This window comes from Variovorax sp. HW608 (assembly GCF_900090195.1).
GTDB lineage: Bacteria > Pseudomonadota > Gammaproteobacteria > Burkholderiales > Burkholderiaceae_C > Variovorax.
Map to the genome: position 1 here is coordinate 5,497,354 of NZ_LT607803.1, position 21,134 is coordinate 5,518,487.

16 protein-coding genes and 1 riboswitch are annotated in these 21,134 nt (G+C 67.1%); of the genes, 3 read left to right on the plus strand and 13 right to left on the minus strand.

Going from position 1 to position 21,134, the window contains the following annotated elements:
• Positions 1–13: 13 nt before the first annotated feature.
• From VAR608DRAFT_RS26035 to VAR608DRAFT_RS26070, 8 genes are all read right to left on the minus strand, one after another.
• Entirely contained in the window at positions 14–3,133 is a 3,120-nt protein-coding gene (locus tag VAR608DRAFT_RS26035; protein ID WP_088956702.1) for a pilus assembly protein, read from the minus strand.
• 45 nt (positions 3,134–3,178) lie between these two features.
• Positions 3,179–3,886, minus strand: coding sequence for a pilus assembly PilX family protein (locus tag VAR608DRAFT_RS26040; RefSeq protein ID WP_088956703.1), 708 nt, complete (start codon positions 3,884–3,886; stop codon positions 3,179–3,181).
• On the minus strand, positions 3,886–4,689 hold the full coding sequence (locus VAR608DRAFT_RS26045) for a PilW family protein (protein WP_088956704.1): 804 nt from the start codon (positions 4,687–4,689) through the stop codon (positions 3,886–3,888). The genes VAR608DRAFT_RS26040 and VAR608DRAFT_RS26045 overlap by 1 nt, the downstream gene beginning before the upstream one ends.
• Positions 4,676–5,281: a type IV pilus modification protein PilV gene (pilV, locus tag VAR608DRAFT_RS26050; protein WP_157731122.1), complete on the minus strand. Its 606-nt coding sequence runs from the start codon at positions 5,279–5,281 to the stop codon at positions 4,676–4,678. The genes VAR608DRAFT_RS26045 and pilV overlap by 14 nt, the downstream gene beginning before the upstream one ends.
• Positions 5,269–5,853 carry a GspH/FimT family pseudopilin gene (locus VAR608DRAFT_RS26055; protein WP_088956706.1) on the minus strand — a complete coding sequence of 195 codons (585 nt, stop codon included), beginning with the start codon at positions 5,851–5,853 and terminating at the stop codon, positions 5,269–5,271. The genes pilV and VAR608DRAFT_RS26055 overlap by 13 nt, the downstream gene beginning before the upstream one ends.
• Positions 5,854–5,996: 143 nt before the next feature.
• Positions 5,997–6,440, minus strand: coding sequence for a transcriptional regulator NrdR (gene nrdR, locus VAR608DRAFT_RS26060; protein WP_088956707.1), 444 nt, complete (start codon positions 6,438–6,440; stop codon positions 5,997–5,999).
• A gap of 73 nt (positions 6,441–6,513) precedes the next feature.
• Positions 6,514–7,758, minus strand: coding sequence for a serine hydroxymethyltransferase (gene glyA, locus VAR608DRAFT_RS26065; protein ID WP_088956708.1), 1,245 nt, complete (start codon positions 7,756–7,758; stop codon positions 6,514–6,516).
• 41 nt (positions 7,759–7,799) lie between these two features.
• Positions 7,800–7,927: riboswitch (ZMP/ZTP riboswitch) on the minus strand.
• A gap of 39 nt (positions 7,928–7,966) precedes the next feature.
• A complete protein-coding gene (locus VAR608DRAFT_RS26070; protein ID WP_088956709.1) occupies positions 7,967–8,815 on the minus strand; it encodes a lytic transglycosylase domain-containing protein in 849 nt (282 codons plus the stop codon).
• A 597-nt stretch (positions 8,816–9,412) separates the two neighbouring features.
• On the opposite strand from VAR608DRAFT_RS26070, the gene VAR608DRAFT_RS26075 reads away from it, so the two are divergent.
• Positions 9,413–13,252 carry a DUF748 domain-containing protein gene (locus tag VAR608DRAFT_RS26075; RefSeq protein WP_088956710.1) on the plus strand — a complete coding sequence of 1,280 codons (3,840 nt, stop codon included), beginning with the start codon at positions 9,413–9,415 and terminating at the stop codon, positions 13,250–13,252.
• Between the two features lie 93 nt (positions 13,253–13,345).
• Positions 13,346–16,141 (plus strand): DUF349 domain-containing protein, encoded by a 2,796-nt coding sequence (locus tag VAR608DRAFT_RS26080; RefSeq protein ID WP_088956711.1) that lies wholly within the window; start codon positions 13,346–13,348, stop codon positions 16,139–16,141.
• Between the two features lie 25 nt (positions 16,142–16,166).
• On the opposite strand, the gene VAR608DRAFT_RS26085 is transcribed toward VAR608DRAFT_RS26080, so the two are convergent.
• From VAR608DRAFT_RS26085 to VAR608DRAFT_RS26105, 5 genes are all read right to left on the minus strand, one after another.
• Entirely contained in the window at positions 16,167–16,961 is a 795-nt protein-coding gene (locus VAR608DRAFT_RS26085) for a zinc-dependent peptidase (protein WP_088956712.1), read from the minus strand.
• On the minus strand, positions 16,961–17,722 hold the full coding sequence (locus VAR608DRAFT_RS26090; protein WP_088956713.1) for a UDP-2,3-diacylglucosamine diphosphatase: 762 nt from the start codon (positions 17,720–17,722) through the stop codon (positions 16,961–16,963). The genes VAR608DRAFT_RS26085 and VAR608DRAFT_RS26090 overlap by 1 nt, the downstream gene beginning before the upstream one ends.
• Before the next feature lie 89 nt (positions 17,723–17,811).
• Entirely contained in the window at positions 17,812–18,321 is a 510-nt protein-coding gene (locus VAR608DRAFT_RS26095; protein ID WP_088956714.1) for a peptidylprolyl isomerase, read from the minus strand.
• A 15-nt stretch (positions 18,322–18,336) separates the two neighbouring features.
• Positions 18,337–18,930 (minus strand): peptidylprolyl isomerase, encoded by a 594-nt coding sequence (locus VAR608DRAFT_RS26100; RefSeq protein WP_443082892.1) that lies wholly within the window; start codon positions 18,928–18,930, stop codon positions 18,337–18,339.
• 52 nt (positions 18,931–18,982) lie between these two features.
• Entirely contained in the window at positions 18,983–19,567 is a 585-nt protein-coding gene (locus tag VAR608DRAFT_RS26105; RefSeq protein ID WP_088956716.1) for a tetratricopeptide repeat protein, read from the minus strand.
• Positions 19,568–19,756: 189 nt separating this feature from the next.
• Between VAR608DRAFT_RS26105 and cysS the strand changes: the two genes are divergently transcribed.
• Positions 19,757–21,133 (plus strand): cysteine--tRNA ligase, encoded by a 1,377-nt coding sequence (cysS, locus tag VAR608DRAFT_RS26110; RefSeq protein ID WP_088956717.1) that lies wholly within the window; start codon positions 19,757–19,759, stop codon positions 21,131–21,133.
• Position 21,134: the final 1 nt, after the last annotated feature.

Consider the following 21,134-nt stretch of genomic DNA (forward strand, 5'->3'; position numbering starts at 1 on the left):
CATGGGCCTTCCCTCACTGCAGCTGGCGCCATGACGGCTGGAGGCCCTGGTAGGTCCATCTTGTTTCGCCTGCGCATTTGCCTTCGACGCACACGTATTGCTGTCCGCCTGATGACGAGAGGCGGTACTGCTTGCCGGACTCGCTGCGCGACGCAGTCATCTCCGCGGAAGGGGCCCCGCTCGCCGTGTAGGCGTAGACCTGCGACTTGGGTGCCGCGCCGGTCAGGGCATTCATGGTGTTCAGGAAGTCATGCCCGACCATCAAAGAAGGCGAGCATGTTTCCTCGGTGATATCGCTGCCGATATTCGGTACGGTGCTGTTGACGTCGATCAGTTGCCCCGCGAACCACGAGAGGTTGCTCACCACGCGTTCGCCGGAATCGGGCAGATCCAGATACCAGCCCTTCTTGGCACCGGCGCCGACATAGTCGACTGTGTTGGAAGACAGCGACCACATCCGCGAGCCCGAGGCGGCGGTTCCAGCCACGGTCGGGTCGACGGATTGGCCCACGAGGTCGGAGCGTCCCCTGGCCACCGCGGCACCGCCTGAGAGGCTCAATACGTTGTTGGCATTCCGACTGATCGAAGTGCTGTCATGGATGCCGTAGACGCTTTGAACGGCGGTACTGGACTGATCGGCATCCGTCAGGTTGCGTCCGGTTCCGAACACGACCATCAAACCGCCGTTCGGATGGGGCAGCCAGACTGGCGCCGCGGTGATGGATTGCGGGTTGTTGCCCGCATCCTTTGCGACGTAGAGGGGAGTCCCACCGAAGGCGACATTCCAGGTCGATGATGTGCTGCCGCTCAGGTCGAACTTCCAGAGCTTGCCCTGAAGGTCCCCGGCGTAGGCCACGTCGGGCATTTTGTCGCCGTTGAGGTCGACCAGCCTGGGCGCGCCGAGCCCGTTGCCGCCCGGCGCGCCGGCAGTCAGCTTGAGCAGTTCCTTGGCCCCGTCGAGATACTGGATCAGCAGGACGGCCTGTTCGTTGGCGCTGTTGTAGCCGTTGCCCATGACCAGCGCCCAGCGTCCGTCGTTTAGCTTCGTGATCTGCCGTGTGATCGACGCAGTAGCGTCGTCCATCACAGGGTCGCCGAAGATGTGCCCCACGTCGGGATCGAGACTCGCGGCATCGGTGTCGTCGATCACGACCAGGCTGTTCGGGCTTGTCGAGCCGAAGCTGTCCGGCGCGGTGACGTCGAGTACGAAGTACCCGCGTCCGCCGGCGCCGAGGAAGCCCGCCAGGTAGGTCTTCCAGGCGGCACCCACCTTCAGGTCGCCCGAGAGGGGAGAGCCGTCGACGTAGTATCGGTGCGCATAGTTGACATCGGTCAGTGCAGGCAGCGCGGCATGCAGGCCGCGCGGGACATAGGCGATCTTCTCGACGCCATCGGCGGCCGAAAAGCCGTGCAGCATGCCGTCGTTGCCGCCCACGTACAGCATGGAGGTGCGGCTGGCATTGGCACTCCTGAAGGTGGCATAGGTGGAGTCCGCAAAGCCCGCCGCCGGCTTGCCCGCGAGATACCAGAGCCTGGAGTTCACGATGTCGCCCTGTCGCGAGGTCCGGTTGCGGAAGCTGCCGCCGTGGCTGACCTCTTTGGAGCGGTCGCCGCGCAGGTAGTCGAGGCGATCGGAACCGCTCGCATCGGTCGTGCCGCGGAGCGTGTTCAGCGCCGTCTTCTGGGCGTCGGAAAGCTCGCTCCATTTCCAGGCGATGCCCTGCGTACCGTCATGGGACAGCACGACGCGCGCCGCCGGGTCGAATGTGCTGGCGTCCAGCTTCGACGCCGTGGTGACTGGTTTGGGCGGAGAACTGCCGACGATGGTGCCCCAGGCGCCGGTCGACGAAAGCGCTCCCGTGCCCGCAGCCACGCCGTAGGCCGTGACGTGGCCCGTCCAGTTGGCGCCCTGGTAGCCGGCGGCGAAGGCCATCGATGCGGTGCGCGTCGTGAGTGAACTGCCGGCCACGGAGGTCACAGGCGTGGACTGGTCGGCATTGATCGTGTTGAGGATGTCCTGGAAGGCGGTCGTCAGCGCGTTGGCATTCGGTGCCGGCACGAACTTGCCGCGGCTGTTCAATGCCATGTGCCACAACTCCGGCCTGCGGCCGCCTTCTTTTGCCGAGATGGCATCGGTCCAGCCCCGGGTTCCCGTCATGAGGGCCGGATAGTCGCCGCCGGTCCAGGTGTCGGTCCCGAACTTGGGCTCGGCGGATAAGTTCCAGTCCGCCGCGTCATTGAATCCGACGGTGTAGGTGATCATGTGCTGCCAGGTCGCCGGATCGTTGCGCGGATTCCAGTAGGGCGGGACCGCCCGTGTCGTGCCCCCGCTGGTGATGATCTCGGGGAGGTCGACGACCATGCGCTTCGGGACATTGTTGGCGATGCCCGACTGCAGGTCGTTGGCCCAGTAGTAGAAGGCGACGTCGGCCAACGTCGGCAGCACGGTCGATCCGTAGGCGTCCTTGAAGGGGTGGGCATCGGTGCTGCTGGCGTCGTACACGGTGCCGTCGGGCAGCGTCCGTGTCGTGCCGTCCGCATTCCCGATGAACGACCAGACGTTGGGGGTCGTGCTGTTCCAGCCGCCGTCCGTCATGAAGATGTCGTAGGCCTTTCGGCAGCCGAGCAATGGCGCTTCGGTCGTGCCGGGTACGCTGGCCCAGGGGCTGTTGATGCCGAGCCTGGTATTCCTGTAGTACTCGCCGGCGTTGATCAGCATGCGATGCGAAGGCGTGCCGCCCTGAGTCTTGAGCGTTGCGACCCAATCCGTGAAACGCTTGCGGTGCGCTGCATCCAGCACACGCATGGTGTTTTCGTTTTTGCAATCGCCTCCGCTGGGGATGTCGGCGCAGCCGGTCATGGCCTGCCAGGCGAGGCGGATGCTTCCATCGGGCGCGTTCGCTTCGGTGAAGGTGTTGAGCAGGGCGTCGCGCAGCGTCCCCATCCCGCGGTCTCCCATGCTCCCGGAGTCGTCCACGGAAACGATGACGTTCGGGGCGGGGGCCTTGTAGCCCGAGCCCGCAGGCGCGCTGCTCAATGCCAGGGGGGCCGCCAGTGCCGGGTTCGCGAGGACGCCGATGGCGACCCATATCGCTGAGCGACGGAGTCGCTCCTTCGCTTTTTCTGATTTCATGAACACTCCCTTGTCGATCCGATCTTCGCGAGCTGATGGGACGTGCTACGACGCGTTCTTGCGCCACACGAATACCGTCTGCACCACGGCCTGGGTCCCGGCTTTGCGCCCGAGGGCGATGCCAGTGATGCGGTAGACGTAGGGCACTTCCTTGTCCGGCATGAACTCGTAGGAAAGGCCCGGCCAGTCGTAGGGAAGCACCTCCACCCAGTACCACGCGTTCGCGCCGCTGCTGCTGCTGACCAGCGACGGGTCGCCGTTGGCGGTCGCCACGGCCCCCGTGAAGTCACCGTAGTGCGCGGCCGCTGCCTTCATCTGGTCGAGCCCCATGGCCCCGTTCGCCGTCTTCCAGAATTCCGGCTGCACCTTGTTCGCGAGGCAGATGCCCCTGATGCAGGAGGGCGTCTTTGCGGCCAGGGCGGCCTCGAGGTCCTGGTAGTCCTCGGTGCCTTGCGGGAAGAACACCTTGCCGGCCGATATGTCGATCACGGTTTCGCGGCAGCTTTGCTGGAAGGCTGCATCGGTCTTGCAGGGCGTGCCGTCGGGCTTCTGCCCCGTGATGTCGAGCTCTGCGTCGCGAACCATGGCCTGCGCGGCTTCGAGCGCCCGCTGGTAGTCGCTGTCGTTGCCCGTCACCATTTCGTTGAGAAGCGCGGTGCGGCTGCCCCACATGGCGATCAGCGTGGTGAGCATCACCATGACCATGACGACGAACAGAGAGATGCCTTGCTGGCGATGACGGGGTGAGTTCATCAGAGAAATCCCTGCGTGCGAAGATTGAAGACGTTGCGGTAGACCAGATGAATGCGGCCGTCGCGGGACGCGCGCACGGGAGTCCCGCTGCCGTCGACCCGGCAGGTCTGGTAGGTGCCGGCCTGCGGGTTGCTGTTGTCGGTGCCCTGGAGGTCGAGGCAGATTTCGATGGCCGACACGGAGGACCACAAGTTCGCGGCTTTGACCTTGTCGGCCGCGAGCGACTGTGTGCCCGCGTCGGTCTTGACCCGGTAGCTGACCTGGAAGTCCGCCACGTTGCCGATGATGGCCTGGGCCTTCGGGTCGGAGCCCCTGCAATAGAGCTGCGCGTTCCTCACGAAGAACGTGCTGTCCATGCGGTCGCCGGTGGTTTCCCTGCCGAGGCAATCGCGCCGCTGCGTCGCCAGCACCGCGGACGGCTGGTTGCTGACCGATACCTCGTCGGGCAACCCATTGGCGCCTTCCTTGCCGGTCACCACCGTGGGGCCGCCGCCGAAGCCGGTGAAGGCGCTGCTGAAGGCGTAAGCGCCCGAGGCGGCCTGCATCAATTCGACCGAGCCGGCCTGCCGGAACTGGACGCCGATCACGCGCAGCGCGTAGGAGCCTTGCTGCTGCAACTGGCTCATCTCGGTGATCGCGACCGAAGAGCCACGGCTGATGAGCAGCGTCCCGAGCGCGGCGGCAATCACGAGCAAACCGATCGTGAGGCCCACGAGCAATTCGATCAGGGAAGCCCCCTTCTGGCGTACGCGCGGGGGGGTGTTGCGCCGGAAGGCGCCGAGGTGGCGGTCAGGGCTGAACATGGGCGAGATGGCAGATGAGATCGGCGGGGCAGTCGATGCCGGCAGCTCCGGTGGCGACCCTCAATGGCTTTTCATAGAGTTCGATGTCTTTCGCGTCCTGGCCCTGACGCCGGTACTCGTTGGCGCGCCAGGCCACGACGATGCGCAATTGGCGGCGGGTGCCGGGGTCGACTTCGCCCGTGGCGGTGAAGATGGCTGCCTTCCCCATCGGCAGCGTCTCCGAAACGGCGGCGCGCCATTGGCGGACGTCCCATTTCGCGAGCTCGCCTGGAGTGCAACTGCTGGTGTCGCATGAGGTGCCCGGCGCGCCGCTGGCATTGAAGTCGCCGGCGAAGGCTGCGAGCTGCGCAAAGCCGTCGGGATTCGATTTGACGCGTTCCGCGAGATCTTCGATGAGCCGCACGGCTTGCGCGCGCCGCACGCCAGTCTGCGTCTCGGCGAGCGAGCGCAGTTGCACGCCGAGCGTTGCGAGGACGGCGAGGACCAGCACCACGATGGCGACGAGCGATTCCAGCAAGGTGATGCCTTGCTGGAACTTGCGATACACGCGACGCGCCGCACGCCGATGGCTGAGCCTCTTCATTCGTCGCATGTGTGTGCTCCATGGCTCGTGTACATCCAGCCGCCTGCCAGAAGACACAGGGTCGTCGCCAGCGAGTCGCTCACGTCGTCGACGGGACGGAATGTGAAGTTGAAGGAGCCTTCGTTCCATTGGCCCCAGCGGTCAGCCTGAAGCGATTCCGGTGCCGAATCGCCCTGCTGGATTTCGACTTTCACTCCCATCGGCGCGGAAGAGGTCTGGAGAACGATATCGGTGCCGTCGAGCGTGGCGTTCTCGTTCGCATCCGCGAACAGCATCCACCCGCAACTCCACTCGGCAGATGCTGGAGCGCAGTCAGCAGATGCGATGCGCTGCAGGGTCACCTGACCGCCGCGCTTGATGGATTCGGTACGCGCGAGATAAAGCGTGCCGCGCATCTCTTCCACTGCGCGCCGAACCTTGTAGCGGTTCAGCACGTCCCGGAACTGCGGCATGGCGATTGCAGCCAGGATGGCGAGGAGCGCGATCACGACCATCAGTTCGATGGCCGTAAACCCCGAGTGGATGCGGGCCGCCGGGCGGCGTTCGTGACGAAAGAAGGATGAAAACGAGCCTGTCCGCATAGGGCGCGGATGCTAGGGCTCGTTAGGCGGTGACAGATCTCAAAGCGACCGGGCGGCGCAGTTCGCGCGATGAATGGTCAGATCTGCAATCGAAAAGACAATTCGGAACAGTTGTCTTTGGGAGAGCGCTGGCGTGCGGCCAGTCAGATATCCCGCAGCAACTGCCTGAACTCATCCACGTCCTCGAAGCTCCGGTACACCGACGCGAAGCGGACGTAGGCCACCTTGTCGAGCTTCTTGAGCTCGCGCATCACGAGCTCGCCCACCTTGGTCGATTCGATCTCGCGCAGGCCGCTGGAGAGCAGCTTCTGCTCGATGCGCAGCAGTGCGTTGTCGATCTGCTCGATGCTCACGGGGCGCTTGCGCAGCGCCAGCATCATCGAGGCGCGAACCTTCGCGGGCACGAAGTCGGCGCGGCTGCCGTCCTTCTTGACGACCACCGGGAAGGTCACGTCGGGCCGCTCGTAGGTGGTGAAGCGCTTGTCGCAGGCGCTGCACTGGCGCCGGCGGCGCACGAAGTCACCGTCCTCCGAAACGCGGGTCTCGACGACCTGCGTTTCGAGGTGGCCGCAGAAGGGGCATTTCATGCGGCCGCTCCGCCCGGCGCCGGGCCGCGACTCTGACGACGACTTGCAGCGCCGGGCATGGGAATCACGGGAGTCAGCGGTACACCGGGAAACGGCTGGTCAGCGCGTTCACCTTGGCGCGAACCGCCTCGATGTTGGCCGCGTCGCGCGGGTTGTCGAGCACGTCGGCGATCAGGTTGGCCGTGATGCGCGCTTCCTCTTCCTTGAAGCCGCGCGTCGTCATCGCCGGCGTTCCGATGCGCACGCCGCTGGTGACCATCGGCTTCTCGGGATCGTGCGGGATGGCGTTCTTGTTGATCGTCATGTGGGCATCGCCCAGCACCGCTTCGGCTTCCTTGCCGGTGATGCCCTTGGCGCGCAGGTCGACCAGCATCACGTGGCTTTCGGTACGGCCGCTCACGATGCGCAGGCCCCGCGCGGTGAGGGTCTCGGCGACGACCTGGGCGTTCTTGACCACCTGCTGCTGGTAGGCCTTGAATTCCGGCGACAGCGCTTCCTTGAAAGCAACCGCCTTGGCGGCGATCACGTGCATCAGCGGACCGCCTTGCAGGCCCGGGAAGATCGCGCTGTTGATCGCCTTCTCGTGCTGCGACTTCATCAGGATGATGCCGCCGCGCGGGCCGCGCAGGCTCTTGTGCGTGGTGGAGGTGACCACGTCCGCGTGAGGCACCGGGTTGGGGTAGACGCCCGCGGCCACGAGGCCTGCGTAGTGGGCGATGTCGACCATGAAGATCGCGCCGACGTCCTTCGCGACCTTGGCGAAGCGCTCGAAGTCGATGCGCAGCGAATAGGCCGAGGCGCCGGCGATGATCAGCTTGGGCAGGTGCTCGTGCGCCTTGCGCTCCATCGCGTCGTAGTCGATCGCTTCCTTTTCGTCGAGGCCGTAGCTCACGACATTGAACCACTTGCCGCTCATGTTGAGCGGCATGCCGTGGGTCAGGTGGCCGCCTTCGGCAAGGCTCATGCCCATGATGGTGTCGCCGGGCTTGAGGAAGGCCAGCATCACGGCTTCGTTCGCGGAGGCGCCGCAATGCGGCTGCACGTTGGCGGCATCGGCGCCGAAGAGCTGCTTGACGCGGTCGATGGCCAGTTGCTCGGCGATGTCGACGTTCTCGCAGCCGCCGTAGTAGCGCTTGCCGGGATAGCCCTCGGCGTATTTGTTGGTGAGCTGCGAGCCCTGCGCGGCCATGACGGCGGGCGAGGCGTAGTTTTCGCTCGCGATGAGCTCGATGTGGTGTTCCTGGCGGGCGTTCTCGGCCTGGATGGCGGCCCAGATTTCAGGATCGGTCTGTTCGACCAGGTTGTTGCGGTGGTACATGGCAGTCCTTCAAGACGGTGGGCCTTGTTCTTCAACCAAACAAGGGCTGCCCAGGCGAACGGCTGAACACCTGCTCGAGACCGCAGGCAGCACGCTCCCCAGTGGTAGTCCACGTCAGCGCAACGCACCTGAAAAAGTGCAGCGCCTATCGCCAGTCGCGTGCCCGCCGAGTGTAGCTGACGGCGGTTGCCGCCGTCTCGAAAGAACGCTAATCCCCGACGACCATTGCGACGCGCTCCGAACCGGCCTCCTGCTGCTTGGCCGGGCTCGGGTTCGCCGCGGGCACCGGGTTCTGGCGCGGCGCGGCCGGCGGCGTGTTGATGGACGGCGGACGTCCGGCGACGACCTGGCGCAGGCGCTCGTGCTCGGCCAGCACCTTGGAGGCATAGCCGCCGTCGTCCCCGAGATTGGCGGCGCCGACATAGAAGCGCAGTCCGCCTTCGAGCGAGCCGGCGCGCGCGATGCACTCCTGCAGCACCTTGACGCCGACGCGCATGTTGGTGACCGGGTCGAAAGCGGTCAGGGTACCGCCGGCGCTTTCGTACTTCTCGCCGTGGATGCGCGTCATGACCTGCATCAGGCCCTGGGCGCCGACCTGGCTTTGGGCGAACGGGTTGAAGCTGGATTCCACCGCCATGATCGCCAGGATCAGCGTCGGGTCGAGCTTGGTGCGCTGGCCGAGGTCGTAGGCCTCGGAAACCAGCGCCGCCAGCGGTTCCGCGGCGACGCGGTATTTCTTGCTCAGCCAATAGGCAACGGCCGCCTGCTGCTTCGGCAGCTCACGGGGGCTGGCCGCGGTGGTGCGCTCGATGGCGGTCGGCTCGAGTTCGAGGTCCGGGGCTTCCGGCGGCGGCGGCTTGCGGGACTGGAGCCAGCCCATGAGCTGCTCTTCGCCGGTCTGGCGCAGGTCTGGCCGGGCGGCCAGTGCGAGCGCCGCGAAGACGATCGCCAGCCCGACAAGGGCAAAGCCGTTGTGCGTGATTTCAAAGAAGCCGTCGGCCACGTCGGACATGAAGGTCCTTAGCCCGCGGGCTGTGGCATTGAGCGCCTGCTTCATCGCTTTTCCTTTCTATGCGGACCTTGTTCGCAACGCCACGAGGACGAAGGAGAACGCAGCAGCGCCTGGATTGGTACGTATCAGGTCGTCCGCGCGGAGGAGGGAAGGGGCGCGGCCACCTGATCAAGCCGATGCATATCGGCAGCGGATTTAGGTGAGTCCGGACGGATCTGGTGGTCCGGGCTGGCGGCATTCTAGGAGCGGCTAAATACCCGGTCAAGAATAAGAACTTGGTGCGTTATTCTAATTTTGATTGTAAAAAATGTGAAGATCAGTTCGCGAATCGGCCGCCGCGGCTCGATTGAAAAGCTCATTTTGAAATCTTTCCGCTACGGGCATAGGCTGTAGGTGCCTCGACTTTGTAGGCGTTTCACCAAGGTCCGGTAACCCAAGGAGCAATCCGGCGGTTCAACGACTGCGGCCCAACGGTGGCAATCTCTTGCTGCCAGCCTGATCGGAACGAATCCACTTCCGGTCGCGCGAAAAGATGGCATGGGCGTTGCGCCCGCCATCGAGCCCGGTGGCATGACTTTCGTTGCGCCACCGGGCTTTCTCGTTTCTGGGAAGGCGGGGTCGTTTGGGGCACACTCCCGGGCGATGAAAATAGGTGAGCTGAAACAGAACAAATGGGTGCGGCGCGGCGTCGTGGCGCTGCTGGGCCTCCTGGGCGTGTGGCTGCTGGCGTGGCTCGCGGTGCCGCCCGTCGCCAAGGGGCAGATCCAGCGAATCGCGAGCGACAAGCTGGGCCGGCAGGTCACGGTCGGCAAGATCGACTTCAAGCCGTGGACTCTCGAGCTCACGGTGCATGACCTGCGCATCGCCACTGCCGACGGCAAAGCGGCGCAGGTGGCGATCAATCGCATCTATCTCGACGCCGAGCTGCAATCGGTCCTGCGCCTCGCGCCGGTGATCGACGCGGTGTCGATCGACTCGCCAGCCATCCTGCTCACGCACCTGAGCGACGGCAAATACGACATCGACGACATCCTGGCCAAGCTCGCGCCCGCGCCGGACGCGCCCAAGGGCGAGCCGCCGCGTTTCGCGATCTACAACATCGGGATTTCGAACGGCTCCTTCACCTTCGACGACCAGACGGTCCAGCGCCGGCACGAACTGCGCAAGCTCGAACTGGCGGTGCCGTTCCTGAGCAACCTGGCCTCCAAGCGGGACATCAAGACCGAGCCGAAGCTGGCCTTCGTGCTCAACGGCAGCAAGTTCGACTCCGCCGCGGAGTCGACGCCCTTCGCGGAGAGCCACAAGACCGATGCGCAGATCAAGTTCGAGGGGCTCGATCTGGTGCCCTACCTCGGCTACATCCCCGGCGGCCTGCCGGTTGCGTTGCAGGCCGGCAAGCTCGATGCCGACATCCGGATCGATTTCGCGCAGGCAGCGGCGCCGGCACTCAGGATCACCGGCAGCGTGGCGGCGAACGGCGTCAAGATGGCGGATGGCAGGGGCCGGGACCTGCTCGGCTTCGAGTCGCTCAAGGTCGCGCTCGCGGACGTGCGGCCGCTGGAGCGGGTTGTCCATCTGAGCGAGGTGGCGCTGGCCGCGCCGCAGCTCGTGGTGGCGCGCGATGCGGGCGGCAAGCTGAACCTGCTCGCGACCGACCCGGCCACCGGTGCCAAGGAAAAGGTCGCGACCCCGCCGGCACCCGAATCCAACGGCGACCCCGCCGCCAAGCCGGCCGAGCCGCCGGGCTGGCACGTGCAGGTGGACAAGGTCGCGCTCAGCGGCGGCCAGATCGGCTGGCGCGACCAGACCACGAAGCCGGCCGCCGAAATCGACGCGAAGGAACTGGCCGTCGTAGTGAATGCCGTCACCTGGCCCATGGACAAGCCGGCGAGCTTCAACGGATCGACCTCCGTCGGCGGCGCGGCCGTCAAGTTCGAGGGCCGGGCGACCGACAAGGAGGCGCAGGTGCAGACCGAAGTCGGCGCGCTGCCGCTGTCGCTGGCGGCGCCGTACCTCGCGCAAAGCCTCGAACCGACGCTCGACGGCAAGCTCAGCGGCCACATCGAAGTGGCCTGGATCCAGCCGGAACTGAAGTTCAAGGCGCGCAGCGTGGTCGCCGAGGATCTCGCGCTCACCCAGGAGAAGACCGCGCTCGCGAGCGTCGGCCGCTTCGAGCTGCGCGATGCCGAGGTCGACATGACCCAGCACACCTTGGCGATCGGCTCTTTCTCGGCCACGAGCCCGAAGGTGCGCGTGGAGCGCGACAAGGAAAAGCGCTGGATGTTCGAGCGCTGGCTCAAGGTGCCGGCCAGTGGCAATGGCAGTGGCGGCAACGGCGGCAGCGGTGAGGCGAAGGAGGCCAAGGTCGCCGCGCCGAAGGACCGGCAGGCGTCCGAGGCCCCGGCACCCGGGGCCAACACGAAGCCGTGGGCGCTTTCCGTCGCCACGGTGGCGGTCGACAACGGCGCGCTTTCCTATGCCGACAACGCCAGCGACACGCCGGTGGCGTTCGAGGTCAGCGCGCTGAAGCTCAGCGCCCAGAAGATCGCGCCGAACACAGCGACCGTCTCGCCGCTCAAGGTCTCGGGCCTCATCGCGGCGGGCCGGGCCGAGCCGGGCCACTTCGAATACGACGGCAACCTGGCGCTCAAGCCGATTGCCGCCGAGGGGAAGGTGACGGTCGCGGCGCTGCCGGCGCACGTCTTCAAGGCCTACTACGCCGATCAGCTCAACATCGACATCCGCCGCGCCTTCGCGAGCTATCGGGGCACGGTCAAATATGCGTCGACCCCCGCGGGCATGAGCCTGCGGCTGGCGGGTGACACCGCCGTCGACGATTTCCGCGCCAACAGCGTGATCCTCACGCAGGCGCAGGGGAGTTCGGGGAACAGGCAGCTGCTGAGCTGGAAGACGCTGGGACTGCGCGGCGTGCAGGTGAACATGGTGCCGGGCGCGCCGCTCAACCTCGACGTGCGCGAAACGACGCTCACCGACTTCTTCGCCCGGATCATCATCGATCCGACCGGGAAGCTGAACCTGCTGTACCTGGTCAAGCAGCCGGGGCAGCCGGGGCAGCCGGCGGTGCCGGAGGCCTCGGCGCCGACGCCCGAGGTCACGACCCGGCGCAGCCTGGGCGGAACCACCACGACGACGAATGCCAGCCGCGCGGCGCGCTCGCGCGCCCCGGCGGCCGCGCCACCGCCTGCGGAATCGGTGGTGGGGGGCGCCCCCCAGGCCGCTGCTGCCGCACCGGCCGCGCCTGCACCCGCGGCGCCTCCCAACCCGATGGCGCCGGTCATCAATTTCGGCCCGATCGCGCTGGTCAACGGACGGATCGATTTCTCCGACATGTTCATCAAGCCGAATTACTCGGCGGACCTGACCGAACTGACGGGCCGGCTGAGCGCGTTTTCGTCCAGGCCCCAGGGCGACAAGCCCGCGCTCGCCGATCTCGAATTGCGCGGCAAGGCCCAGCAGACCGCCTCGCTCGAGATCACCGGCCGGCTGAATCCGCTGGTCAAGCCGCTCGAGCTCGACATCACGGCGAAGATGCGCGAGCTCGATCTTCCGCCCCTGTCGCCGTACTCGGTCCGCTTCGCGGGCCACGGCATCGAGCGCGGCAAGCTGAGCATGGACGTGAACTACAAGATCGCGCCGGATGGCTCGCTCACCGCGTCCAACCGCCTGATCCTCAACCAGCTTCAGTTCGGCGAGCAGGTCGAGGGCGCGCCGGCGAGCCTGCCGGTGCGGCTGGCGGTGGCGCTGCTCGCTGACCGCAACGGTGTGATCGACGTCGACCTGCCGCTGCGCGGCTCGATCAACGATCCCGAGTTCAGCATCGGGCCGCTGATCCTCAAGGCGTTCGTGAACCTGATCGCGAAGGCCGCGACGGCGCCGTTCGCGCTGCTGACCGGCGGCGGCGGCGGCGGCGAGTCGAGCGCCGTCGTGTTCGCGCCCGGCAGCTCCGATCTGTCCGCCGAGGCCAAGCAGAGCCTCGACAAGGTCGCGAAGGCGATCATCGACCGGCCCGGCCTGCAGATGACGGTCGTCGGCACGGCCGATCTCGAACACGAGCGCGACGGCTACCAGCGGCAGCGTGTGCGCCAGCTCGCGCAGGCCGAAAAGCGGCGCGCGGCCGTTCGGGCCGGAAAGGACGCGGCGGATGTCGATGCGCTCAGCGATTCCGAATACCCGGAGCTGCTGACCGCGGCGTACAAGCGCTCGGACATCACCAAGCCGCGCAACATGGTGGGTCTGGCCAAGGACCTGCCGCAGCAGGACATGGAGAACCTGCTGGCGGCCAGCATCGCGGTCGACGAAGAGTCGATGCGGCAACTGGCGGTCGCGCGCGGCGCCGCGGTGCGCGACTACCTGCTCGAGCAGAAGGTGCCGAGCGAGCGCCTTTTCCTCGGCGCGGTGCGTACCAAGGCCGAGGGCGACAATTGGAAACCCAGTGCCGAACTGAAACTCGCGACCCGTTGAACCGGGCGGCGGCAAGTCGGCGAAAATGCAGCGGTGCGCCGGCAAATTGCCGGCGCCTTCGCTTTTCTTCTTCAGATAACGATTCTTCGCGCAGTGACTTCAACTTCTTCCAAGCCTCACGACATCCAGTCCCTCGACACGCTGACGGGCGGCGCGTTCACCGCGCCGACCTCGGGCGAACGAGCGCAGCGCATCCGTGAATGGCTCGCCCGCAATCCGGCCGCGGAGCAGATGCAGGACGTGTTCAAGGAACTGAGCGGCCGCGACAAGGGAGCCGCCCGCCTGCTGCGCGAAAAGCTCGACGAACTCAAGCGCGCGAAGGGGCAGGAAGCCATCGCCGTCGAATGGACGCACAAGGCCGAAGCGCTCCTGGGCCAGCCCAAGCTCAACATTGCCGATGCGCTCGCCTGGCAGCGCGATGCGGCGAAGGCCGGCGCACCCCTGTCGCGCGAGCCGCTGGCCGGCATCAAGACGCGGCTGGCCGAACGGGTCAAGGGCATCGAGGATCTCCAGCATCGCGCCCAGGTCCATCGCGAAGCGGCGGTGCTGCTCGCGCAACGCTTCGAGGTGCTGTCGACCAAGAGCTGGCGCGACGCCCAGGCCGCCGAAGAGGCCCTGCGCAGCGATGTCGCGCACTGGCAGCAGCAGGCGGCCGAGATCGCGGCCGACGGCAACTGGAGCAGCCTCGACGCCAGGTTCGCGCCGCAGCTCGAATCCTCCAGGGCGCAGCTGCTGGTCGTGTCCGACGCGTTCCATGGCGCACTCGCGCAGGCCCAGGCCGCGGCCACCGATCCTGCCGCGCCGCTGCCCCCGGTGCCGGTATGGGCCGAGGAGTTGCATGTGGCGCGAGGCGGCGTGCCGGAAGCGGCCGCGCCCGCCGCGGCGAAGCCCGCCGCGCCCAAGGTCGATCCCGAAAAGCGCGCCGCGGCGCACGGCGCGGTGGAGGCGGCGCTCGCCAAGCTCGAGCAGGAAACCGCCCAGGGACACGGCAAGGCAAGCGCCGGTGCGGCAGCAGCGCTGCGCGCGGTGCTCAAGGAGCATGGCCGGCTGGTCGACGCCGCGCTCGAAGCCCGGGTTCACGCCGCCCTGGTCGCCGCCGGCGAGCTCGAAGGCTGGCAACGCTGGAGCGCCGACAAGGTGCGCGAAGAACTGGTGGCCAAGGCCGAGGGCCTGCTCAAGCGCCCCGAAGGCCAGGCGCTGGGCGGCAGGAAGATGCAGGAAACCCTGCGCAGCCTGCGCGAGCAGTGGAAGCAATCCGACCAGGGCGGGGTGCCGAACCACGCACTCTGGAAACGCTTCGACGAAGCCTGCAACGAGGCCCACAAGGTGGTCGAGGCGTGGCTCGAGAAGGTTCGCGCGGATGCAGCGGAGCATCGTGCGCATCGCGTCGCGCTGATCGAGGAAATGAAGGCCTGGGCGGCCGAGCATGCGAGCGGGCCGGACCTGAAGTCCGTCAATCGCGCGCTGCATCAGTTCGCCGATCGCTGGCGCGACGCGGGCCATGTGGGCGAGAAGGTCTTCGCCGAGCTGCAGTCGCAGTGGTCCGAGGCTTTCGGAGCGGCGCGTGCGCCGTTCGAGGTCCAGCAGAAGGCAAGCGTCGAGCGCCGCCAGGCCATGATCGCCGAGGCGGCCGAGCTCGGGGCGGCGCCTGCGCTGCGCATCGATGCGGTCAAGTCGCTCCAGCAGCGCTGGCAATCCGAGGCGCAGTCGGTTCCGCTCGATCGGCGGCAGGAGCAGAAGCTGTGGGACGCGTTCCGCGCGCCCATCGACGAAGCCTTCAACCGCAAGACAGCCGAGCGCGAAAAGGCGTCGGCGGCCATGAATGCGCACGATCGGAGCGTTCTCGATGCGTCGAAGGCGCTCGAAGCCGCCAGCGCCGGCGGCGATGCGCAGAAGATCCGCGCCGCCATCGCGCAACTGGAGGCCGCGATGCGCGGCGAAGCCGCCAGGGAGGCGGTGCCCGCGACCGCATCCGCCGATGGTCCGGCCGTCGGTGCGACCGAAGTCGTGGCCCCGGGACAGGCAGCCGCCGAGTTCAGCGAAAGCGCCGGGCAATCGCCTGCGCCGGAAGATGCTGAAGCACAACCCGCACCGGCGGAGGCCGCCGCGCCCGCGCCGGCTGCCGATCTGGTTGCGCCGGCCGATGGCGCCGATCCTTCGGCGCGCAGCGATGCCGAGGCGATGCCTGCCGCCGCGCCGGCCAAGCCCGCACCGAAGCCGGTGATCGCCGTGCGCGGCGACGACCGTCCGGGCAACAAGAAGGCCGAGGCCGTGCCCGCCGCGCGCGGCGGCCGGTTCGGCGATCGTCGCGACAGCCGTGGTGCACCGGGCGGACGACCGGGCGACCGTGCGCCGCGCGGCGGCGAACGCGGTGCGCCGGCGGGCGGACGCTTTGGCGATCGGCCGCCGCGCGAGGATCGCGGGCCGCGTCTGGGCGACACCGCATTCCGCGCGCAGCGCGACGCGCTGGAGCGCGCCGACCTGGCGCTGCGCAAGCTCGCGGCACAGGCGCACGGCGAGGCGCTCACCCACGTGCTCGGCGCGTGGGAGAAGCGCGACGCGTCTCAACTGCCGAGTGTGCAGGAACTGGGCCGCGCGGTGACGCCCGCGGTCCGCAATGTCTGGTCGCAGGCGCTTGGCGCGGCTTCCGCACCGGCCGCCGATGCGGCCGAAGCCTTGCTGCGCCTCGAAATGGCGGCCGAAGTGCCGACGCCGGCCGAGCAGCTCGAGGCGCGCCGTGCGCTGCAACTCAAGCTGCTGACACGTCGTGGCGACCCGGCGCCCGCACAGACCTGGGGTCAGGATGCGGGCAAGGTGTTGGCCGCGCCGCACGATGCGGCGTCTGCGCGCCGGTTGCAGAACGCACTCAAGGCCCTTCTGCGCAAGTGAGTGCAAGTGAGCGCCGCGCCGGCGGCTAGCGCCGGCCGGCCGGCGTGAAGAACTCGTCGAACAGCAGGACGAGTTCCGCGAAGTCGCTGCGCAGCCTCTCGCGGTTCACGAAATACGCCTCGCAGGCGACGGCGAAGAACTCGCCGGTCGATTGGGCGCCGTAGGCGTCGAGCCACGGCTCTTCGCCGCCGAAGCGCTCGGCGACGATGGTCTTTTCGCGCAAGGTGTCGTAGGCGGGCTGCAGTACCGCGAGCCACGCGGCGCGCGCGTCGCGCGGATTCGAGGTGCCGCGAAAGCCCCGGGGCAGCGGCGGGCAGCCATCGGCCGCGCCGCCGCGCATATCGATCTTGTGGGCGAATTCGTGGATGACGACGTTGTAGCCCTCGTCGCGCGTGGCGCCGCTGGCGAGCACGTCCTGCCAGCTCAGCATCACCGGGCCGCGGTCCATGGCCTCGCCGGCCACGATCTCTTCGTATTCGTGCACGACGCCGGTCGCGTCGACCGTCGTGCGTTGCGCGACCGCTTCGGACGGGTGCACGACGACGCCGACGAAATCGTCGTACCAGTCGAGCCCGCCCTTGAGGTGCAGCACCGGCAGGACGGCCTGCGCGGCGATCGCCAGCGCGACCTCATCGGAGATCACGAACCCGTGCGCGCCGTGGAAGCGCTTGTCGCGCAGGAATTCGGCCGCGAGTTGGCGCAGGCGCTCGATGTCGGCCGGGGAGCGCTCGGCCAGAAAGCGATAGCGGGCCAGCGTCGCCTGCCATGCTTCGTCGGGAATGCGGGGCGCCGGGCGAATCCGGCGCAGCCAGGAGAACATCAGCGCAGATCGACGCGCTGAGCGCCGGCGGCGGAGATGCAGAGCAATTGCGCGCGCGGCGGATGGGCCGCCGCATCCCAATCGCTCAGCACGATGCGTTCGAGACCGTCGCCCAGCTCGTGTTTCCTGGGCTTGTGGGTATGGCCGTGGACCAGCGTGGTCGCATGGGCGCGATGCAGCCAGTCGCGCGCGGCGTTCGTGTCGACATCGGCCCAGACCATGCCGGGGCTCTGCTTGCGGTCCTCGCTCTGCGCGCGGACCGAGCGGGCGAGGGCCCGGCGCTCCTCCATCGGGCGGGCGAGCACCGCGGCCATCCATTCGGGCGTGCGCACCTGGGCGCGGAAGCGCAGGTACTCGACGTCGTCGAGGCACAGGAGATCGCCGTGGCTCAGCAGCCAGCGCCGCTCGTGCAGGACGAGCACCGTCGGATCGCCGATGAGCGTCATGCCGCACTGGGCCGCGAAGGCGGGACCGAGCAGGAAGTCCCGGTTGCCATGCATGAAGAAGATGGGCCGCCGCGTGGTTGCGGCGCGCAGCACGTCGGCGCATTGCGCCTCGAAGCCCGGGAGCGTGGCGGCGTCGTCGCCGATCCAGACTTCGAACAGGTCGCCGAGGATGAAGATCGCGTCGGCCGGCGAGGTTTCGAGATAGCCGCGCCAGGCCTCGAAAGTGGCCGGGTCCGCGGCCTGCAGATGGAGGTCGGAGATGAGATCGACTGTGCGCCAGCTCGCCGGCGCGACGATCTCTGCAAACGCCTCCATGGGCGTCAGTCCGCCGCCGGGCCGCCCCAAGGCGGACTCGGCCCCCTCGGGGGGCAGTGAGTACACGAAGTGACGAACGTGGGGGTCATTCAGGCTTTGACGACGGCCTTTTCGATCACGACGTCCTCGAGCGGCACGTCGTCATGGAAGCCCTTGCGGCCGGTCTTGACCGCCTTGATCTTGTCGACGACGTCCTTGCCCTCGACGACCTTGCCGAACACCGCATAACCCCAGCCCTGGGCCGAAGGCGCGGTGTGGTTCAGGAAGCTGTTGTCCGCGACGTTGATGAAGAACTGCGCGGTGGCCGAGTGCGGCGCGCTGGTGCGTGCCATGGCGACCGTGTAGGTGTCGTTCTTCAGGCCGTTGTTGGCTTCGTTCTGGATTTCGGCGCCGGTCGGCTTTTGCGCCATGCCGGGCTCGAAACCGCCGCCCTGCACCATGAAGCCGGGGATCACGCGGTGGAAGACGGTGTTGTTGTAGTGGCCGTTGTTGACGTAGTCGAGGAAGTTCGCGACCGTCTTCGGGGCCTTGTCCTGATCGAGTTCGAGCGTGATCACGCCCTTGTCCTTGATGTGGAGTTCGACTTGGGGATTGCTCATGAGGGCTCCTTGGGATTACTTGGCCACCACGGTGGCCGATTGAATGGTGATGGTTTCGACCGGCACGTCCTGCATGCCGCCCTTGTTGCCCGTGCGGGCCGCGCGGATTTTGTCGACGACCTCGGTGCCCGAGACCACCTTGCCGAACACCGTGTAGCCATAGCCGTCGGGCGAGGGCGCGTTGAGGCTGGCGTTGTCCTTCACGTTGATGAAGAACTGCGAGGTGGCGGAGTTCGGGTCGGAGGTGCGCGCCATCGCGATCGTGTACTTGTCGTTCTTCAGGCCGTTCTTCGCTTCGAGCGGAACGGGTGCGCGCGTGGGCTTCTGCCGCATCTCGGGCGTGAAGCCGCCGCCCTGGATCATGAAGCCGTCGATGACGCGATGGAAGATCGTGCCGTCGTAGTGCTTGTCGCCCACGTACTGGAGGAAGTTCTCGACCGTCTTGGGCGCCTTGTCCGGGTAGAGCTCGACCACGATGTCGCCGGCCGAGGTGCTGAGCTTGACGCGGGGCGCGGCGGCCTGCGCCCAGGCGATGCTGCCGGTGCCGGCCAGCGCCAGCGTCGTGGCTGCGATCAGCGCCGCGCGGCGCGTAAGGATTCGAAGGGTCACGGGAGATTCGCTTTCCGAAAATTGCGCAAAAGCGCGGGAGCACATGGTCGGCTTACTTGCGCACGGGCTTGCGTGCCGCCTGCGTCGCGGGCGGCAGTTCGCCGGAGGCGGGGGCGCTGAACATCTGGCGGATCAGCGCGAGCTTGGGCGGCACGGTGGCGTTGCCGGCTTCGAGCTGCTTGGCCCGGCTGTAGGACTCCGCGGCCAGGCGCACATAGACGTCGCCGAGGTTCTCGTGCGCGGTCGCGTAGTCGGGGTTGAGCTTGACGGCCATCTCGAGCGCGGCGCGGGCCTTGTCGAACTGGCCCTGCGCGGCGTAGAGGGCGGCGAGGTTGTTGTAGGGCTCGGGCAGCTCGGGATAGTCCTGCGTGAGCTGCGTGAAGGCGGTCACGGCGTCGGCCTGCTTGCCTTGTTCGGTGAGGATCACGCCGCGCAGGAAGCGCATCTGCGGATCGCGGGGCTTGCCGCTGATGTAGGCGTCGGCCTTGACCAGCGCTTCGTCCGCCTTGCCCTGGCGCAGCAGGGCGTTGACATCGCCGTAGTCGTCCGCGTGCGCGGCGCCCATCGCGAAGGCCAGCGCAAGAGCAGGGAAAACGCGCAGGAGGGAAGCGGGGGAGAAGAAAGCGGCAAGCTGCATGGAGCCTCGAGATTGGGAGGGGACACAGGCCGCGTAACACGCGGAAATATCCATCGGTGGCCGTTTATACTGCGGGGCATTGTAGCCGAGGGGTCATGCCGAACCGCTCGTCTGCGCGGCACTTCCACCCCTGAAAATGAGCAGTCCTTCGCCCGTTTTGCACGCGCGCGAACTGACGCTCCTAGCCTCATGAGTCTTCGCATCTACAACACGCTGTCGCGTGAACTGGAGGAGTTTTCTCCGCTGCAACCCGGACAGGTGCGCATGTACGTGTGCGGAATGACCGTCTACGACTACTGCCACCTGGGCCATGCGCGTTCGATGATCGCGTTCGACGTGGTGCAGCGATGGCTCAAGGCCTCGGGCCTGGCAGTGGACTACGTGCGCAACATCACCGACATCGACGACAAGATCATCCGCCGCGCGGTCGAGAACGGCGAAAGCATCCGCGCGCTGACCGATCGCATGATTGCTGCGCTGCATGAAGATGCCGATGCGCTCGGCATCGAAAGGCCCACGCACGAGCCGCGCGCGACCGAATACGTGCCCCAGATGCTGTCGATGATCGGTACGCTGGAAGACAAGGGCCTGGCCTACCGCTCGCCCAACGGCGACGTGAACTACGCGGTGCGCAAGTTCCCCGGCTACGGCAAGCTCAGCGGCAAGTCGCTCGACGAGCTGCATGCCGGCGAGCGCGTCGCGGTACTCGACGGCAAGGACGATCCGCTGGACCCGGTGCTCTGGAAGAGCGCCAAGCCGACCGAGCCCGAAGAGGTCAAGTGGGCGAGCCCGTTCGGCCCGGGCCGGCCCGGCTGGCACATCGAATGCTCGGCCATGGCCTGCGAACTGCTCGGCGAAACGCTGGACATCCACGGCGGCGGTGCGGACCTGCAGTTTCCCCATCACGAGAACGAGATCGCGCAGAGCGAAGGCGCCAACGGCAAGCCGCTGGCGCGCTTCTGGATGCACAACGGCTTCATCAACATCGACGACGAGAAGATGTCCAAGAGCCTGGGCAACTTCTTCCTCATCCGCGACGTGCTCAAGGAGTTCGACGCCGAGACGGTCCGGTTCTTCGTGGTGCGGGCGCACTACCGCAGCCCGCTCAACTACAGCGACGTGCATCTGGGCGATGCCCGTGCGTCGCTCAAGCGGTTGTACAACGCGCTGCATCTGGTGCCGCCGGCAAGGATCGATATCGACTGGAACAAGGACTACGCATCGCGCTTCAAGGCGGCGATGGACGAGGACTTCGGCACGCCCGAAGCCGTGGCGGTGCTGTTCGATCTGGCCGGCGAAGTCAATCGCACCCGGTCGCCTGCGTTGGCCGGGCTGCTGAAGGCGCTGGGCGCGTGCCTCGGCATCCTGCAGTCCGATCCGCAGGCCTTCCTGCAGGCGGGCGCGACGCTCGACGAGGCGGCCATCCAGGCCCTGATCCAGCAGCGCGCGGATGCCAAGGCGGCAAGGAACTTTGCCGAGGCGGACCGCATCCGCAGCGAACTGCTCGCGCAAGGCATCGTGCTGAAGGATTCCCCCACCGGCACCACATGGTCGTCGGCCCAGTGAA